The organism is Acinetobacter sp. WCHAc060025 (assembly GCF_004209355.1).
GTDB lineage: Bacteria > Pseudomonadota > Gammaproteobacteria > Pseudomonadales > Moraxellaceae > Acinetobacter > Acinetobacter wuhouensis.
Map to the genome: position 1 here is coordinate 1 of NZ_SGSX01000045.1, position 5,530 is coordinate 5,530.

The window sequence follows — 5,530 nt, forward strand, 5'->3', positions numbered from 1 at the left end:
AGCTGGCGATGACTTACTCTCACATGGGTAACCCCACACTACCATCAGCGCTAAGAGGTTTCACTTCTGAGTTCGGGAAGGGATCAGGTGGTTCACTCTTGCTATTGTCGCCAGCAAACTGTTTATGATTAATCACTTGGTCTTATTTAACTGTATTTACAGTGTGTGCCTAGCTTTGGTCAAAAGAGTTATTAACAGGATAATTTGAGTTGGCAATTGTATCTAGCTTTTGAACTAAATCAAGATCAATCATTGCTGATTGTTTGGTTTTGAATCGATTGTTGCATACAACACAACTGTTTGGGTGTTGTATAGTCAAGCCTCACGAGCAATTAGTATTGGTCAGCTTCACATGTCACCATGCTTCCACATCCAACCTATCAACGTCGTAGTCTTCAACGGCTCTTTAGAGGACATAAAGTCCTAGGGAAATCTTATCTTGAGGTAGGCTTCCCGCTTAGATGCTTTCAGCGGTTATCCCTTCCGAACATAGCTACCCGGCGATGCGACTGGCGTCACAACCGGTACACCAGAGGTTCGTCCACTCTGGTCCTCTCGTACTAGGAGCAGATCCTCTCAAATTTCCAACGCCCACGGTAGATAGGGACCGAACTGTCTCACGACGTTCTAAACCCAGCTCGCGTACCTCTTTAAATGGCGAACAGCCATACCCTTGGGACCTGCTTCAGCCCCAGGATGAGATGAGCCGACATCGAGGTGCCAAACACCGCCGTCGATATGAACTCTTGGGCGGTATCAGCCTGTTATCCCCAGAGTACCTTTTATCCGTTGAGCGATGGCCCTTCCATACAGAACCACCGGATCACTAAGACCTACTTTCGTACCTGCTCGACTTGTGGGTCTCGCAGTTAAGCGCGCTTTTGCCTTTATACTCTACGCGTGATTTCCGACCACGCTGAGCGCACCTTCGTACTCCTCCGTTACTCTTTAGGAGGAGACCGCCCCAGTCAAACTACCCACCAGACATGGTCCTCGTCCCGGATAACGGGACAGAGTTAGAACCTCAATATTACCAGGGTGGTATTTCAAGGACGGCTCCATGGCAACTAGCGTCGCCACTTCAAAGCCTCCCACCTATCCTACACAAGTAAGATCAAAGTTCAATGTCAAGCTGCAGTAAAGGTTCACGGGGTCTTTCCGTCTAGCCGCGGGTACACCGCATCTTCACGGCGATTTCGATTTCACTGAGCCTCTGCTGGAGACAGCGCCCCCATCATTATGCCATTCGTGCAGGTCGGAACTTACCCGACAAGGAATTTCGCTACCTTAGGACCGTTATAGTTACGGCCGCCGTTTACTGGGGCTTCGATCAAGAGCTTCGCTTACGCTAACCCCATCAATTAACCTTCCAGCACCGGGCAGGCATCACACCCTATACGTCCACTTTCGTGTTTGCAGAGTGCTATGTTTTTAATAAACAGTTGCAGGGGCCTGGTTTCTGTGGCTGTCGTCAGCTCAGGAAGCAAGTTCCATCACCAACAACAGCGTACCTTCTCCCGAAGTTACGGTACCATTTTGCCTAGTTCCTTCAGCAGAGTTCTCTCAAGCGCTTTGGTCTACTCGACCTGACCACCTGTGTCGGTTTCGGGTACGATTCCTGTGTAACTGAAGCTTAGAGACTTTTCTTGGAAGTATGGTATCAGCCACTTCGCTAGTAAACTAGCTTGCTATCAGTTCTCAGCATAGAGCACCCCGGATTTGCCTAAGATGCATGCCTACTACCTTTCACCTGGACAACCAACGCCAGGCTGACTTAACCTTCTCCGTCCTCTCATCGCATTACACAGAAGTATTGGAATATTAACCAATTTCCCATCGACTACGCCTCTCGGCCTCGCCTTAGGGGTCGACTCACCCAGCCCCGATTAACGTTGGACTGGAACCCTTGGTCTTTCAGCGAACGGGTTTTTCACCCGTTTTGTCGTTACTCACGTCAGCATTCGCACTTCTGATACCTCCAGCATGCTTCTCAACACACCTTCATCGGCTTACAGAACGCTCCCCTACCACGTATACAAAGTATACATCCGCAGCTTCGGTACTATATTTTAGCCCCGTTACATCTTCCGCGCAGGCCGACTCGACTAGTGAGCTATTACGCTTTCTTTAAAGGGTGGCTGCTTCTAAGCCAACCTCCTAGCTGTCTATGCCTTCCCACATCGTTTCCCACTTAATATAGATTTTGGGACCTTAGCTGGCGGTCTGGATTGTTTTCCTCTTGACTACGGACGTTAGCACCCGCAGTCTGTCTCCCGGATAGTACTCATTGGTATTCGGAGTTTGCATCGGTTTGGTAAGTCGGGATGACCCCCTAGCCGAAACAGTGCTCTACCCCCAATGGTATTCGTCCGAGGCGCTACCTAAATAGCTTTCGGGGAGAACCAGCTATCACCGAGTTTGATTAGCCTTTCACCCCTATCCACAAGTCATCCCCTGGCTTTTCAACGACAGTGGGTTCGGTCCTCCAGTTAGTGTTACCCAACCTTCAACCTGCTCATGGATAGATCACCCGGTTTCGGGTCTATACCCAGCAACTATACGCCCTATTAAGACTCGATTTCTCTACGGCTCCCCTATACGGTTAACCTCGCTACTGAATATAAGTCGCTGACCCATTATACAAAAGGTACGCAGTCACCGAACAAGTCGGCTCCCACTGCTTGTATGCATGCGGTTTCAGGATCTATTTCACTCCCCTCACAGGGGTTCTTTTCGCCTTTCCCTCACGGTACTGGTTCACTATCGGTCAGTCAGGAGTATTTAGCCTTGGAGGATGGTCCCCCCATATTCAGACAAGGTTTCACGTGCCTCGCCCTACTCGTCATCATTATATGTGCCCTTTCGTGTACGGGACTATCACCCTCTACGGTAGCACTTCCCAGAGCTTTCCGCTAAAACACATATAACTTAATGGGCTGATCCCCGTTCGCTCGCCGCTACTGAGGGAATCTCAATTGATTTCTTTTCCTAAGGGTACTGAGATGTTTCACTTCCCCTCGTTTGCCTCGTAACACTATGTATTCATGTTACGATACCTATCTTATGATAAGTGGGTTCCCCCATTCAGAAATCTCCGGATCACAGGATATTTGCCGCCTCCCCGAAGCTTATCGCAGGCTATTACGTCTTTCATCGCCTCTGACTGCCAAGGCATCCACCACATGCACTTAATTACTTGACTATACAACCCCAAACAGTCGTTAACCCTTACAAGTAAGGTTAAGACAGATCGTGATTCTCACCACGTTCCACAGTTCGTTGTCCGTGCACCTAAGCACCGTACAGCTTCAATCTAAATTCATATACCAAAACGCTTGATTCAGTTTAATCGCTAGTAACTCATTTCATTTAACTTTCACAATTGCTTGTTAGGTTAATTAAAACGAGTATGAACAATTTATTTCAACTCAAATATATTCTGTTAATGATTAACTACCATCTCGTCGATGCGTAGTAAACTGTGATAAATCACAGAACTTAATAAGCTTATACTTACTAAATTCTATAATCTATTTAGCCCGTACTCTTTAAAGTACGTGGTGGAGACTAGGAGAGTCGAACTCCTGACCTCCTGCGTGCAAAGCAGGCGCTCTACCAACTAAGCTAAGTCCCCAGCTTAAGACCAATATATCTAATTTTCTGTATTCAGCATTTTCATGCTTCGTTAGTCAGAATGGTGGGTCTGACAAGACTTGAACTTGTGACCCCACGCTTATCAAGCGTGTGCTCTAACCAACTGAGCTACAGACCCTCAGATACATCAATGAAGAACAACTTGTTGTGGATTCTTACCAATCGTCAATCTTTCGTTAAGGAGGTGATCCAGCCGCAGGTTCCCCTACGGCTACCTTGTTACGACTTCACCCCAGTCATCGGCCACACCGTGGTAAGCGTCCTCCTTACGGTTAGACTACCTACTTCTGGTGCAACAAACTCCCATGGTGTGACGGGCGGTGTGTACAAGGCCCGGGAACGTATTCACCGCGGCATTCTGATCCGCGATTACTAGCGATTCCGACTTCATGGAGTCGAGTTGCAGACTCCAATCCGGACTACGATCGGCTTTTTGAGATTAGCATCACATCGCTGTGTAGCAACCCTTTGTACCGACCATTGTAGCACGTGTGTAGCCCTGGTCGTAAGGGCCATGATGACTTGACGTCGTCCCCGCCTTCCTCCAGTTTGTCACTGGCAGTATCCTTAAAGTTCCCACCCGAAGTGCTGGCAAATAAGGAAAAGGGTTGCGCTCGTTGCGGGACTTAACCCAACATCTCACGACACGAGCTGACGACAGCCATGCAGCACCTGTATGTAGATTCCCGAAGGCACCAATCCATCTCTGGAAAGTTTCTACTATGTCAAGACCAGGTAAGGTTCTTCGCGTTGCATCGAATTAAACCACATGCTCCACCGCTTGTGCGGGCCCCCGTCAATTCATTTGAGTTTTAGTCTTGCGACCGTACTCCCCAGGCGGTCTACTTATCGCGTTAGCTGCGCCACTAAAGCCTCAAAGGCCCCAACGGCTAGTAGACATCGTTTACGGCATGGACTACCAGGGTATCTAATCCTGTTTGCTCCCCATGCTTTCGTACCTCAGCGTCAGTATTAGGCCAGATGGCTGCCTTCGCCATCGGTATTCCTCCAGATCTCTACGCATTTCACCGCTACACCTGGAATTCTACCATCCTCTCCCATACTCTAGCTTCCCAGTATCGAATGCAATTCCCAAGTTAAGCTCGGGGATTTCACATCCGACTTAAAAAGCCGCCTACGCACGCTTTACGCCCAGTAAATCCGATTAACGCTCGCACCCTCTGTATTACCGCGGCTGCTGGCACAGAGTTAGCCGGTGCTTATTCTGCGAGTAACGTCCAAGCATCTTGGGTATTAACCAAGAGCCCCTCCTCCTCGCTTAAAGTGCTTTACAACCATAAGGCCTTCTTCACACACGCGGCATGGCTGGATCAGGGTTCCCCCCATTGTCCAATATTCCCCACTGCTGCCTCCCGTAGGAGTCTGGGCCGTGTCTCAGTCCCAGTGTGGCGGATCATCCTCTCAGACCCGCTACAGATCGTCGCCTTGGTAGGCCTTTACCCCACCAACTAGCTAATCCGACTTAGGCTCATCTATTAGCGCAAGGTCACAAGTGATCCCCTGCTTTCTCCCGTAGGACGTATGCGGTATTAGCGTTCCTTTCGAAACGTTGTCCCCCACTAATAGGCAGATTCCTAAGTATTACTCACCCGTCCGCCGCTAGGTCAGTTACCGAAGCAACTTCCCCCGCTCGACTTGCATGTGTTAAGCCTGCCGCCAGCGTTCAATCTGAGCCATGATCAAACTCTTCAGTTAAAATCATTAGTGACTTAAGGTCACAATTCTGGCTCATCAATGTACTGACAAATTCTCTCAAATAAACTTCGAGTAATTTAAACCAATCAATCAATGATAATATTTCGATCAATCAATCAGTAAAAATCCACACAAGTTGTTCTTCATATTCTCTTAATGA

At 48.6% G+C, this 5,530-nt stretch carries 2 tRNA genes and 3 rRNA genes; all 5 read right to left on the reverse strand.

What is annotated here, in order from left to right:
* Positions 1 to 115: ribosomal RNA gene (rrf, locus tag EXE09_RS18370) — 5S ribosomal RNA — on the reverse strand.
* Positions 116 to 311: 196 nt separating this feature from the next.
* Positions 312 to 3,202, reverse strand: a 23S ribosomal RNA gene (locus EXE09_RS18375).
* A gap of 356 nt (positions 3,203 to 3,558) precedes the next feature.
* A tRNA-Ala gene (locus EXE09_RS18380) sits at positions 3,559 to 3,634 on the reverse strand.
* 61 nt (positions 3,635 to 3,695) lie between these two features.
* Positions 3,696 to 3,772 (reverse strand) — tRNA-Ile (locus tag EXE09_RS18385).
* 59 nt (positions 3,773 to 3,831) lie between these two features.
* A 16S ribosomal RNA gene (locus EXE09_RS18390) occupies positions 3,832 to 5,370 on the reverse strand.
* The 16S, 23S and 5S rRNA genes sit together here with 2 tRNA genes alongside, the layout of an rRNA operon.
* Positions 5,371 to 5,530 lie beyond the last annotated feature (160 nt).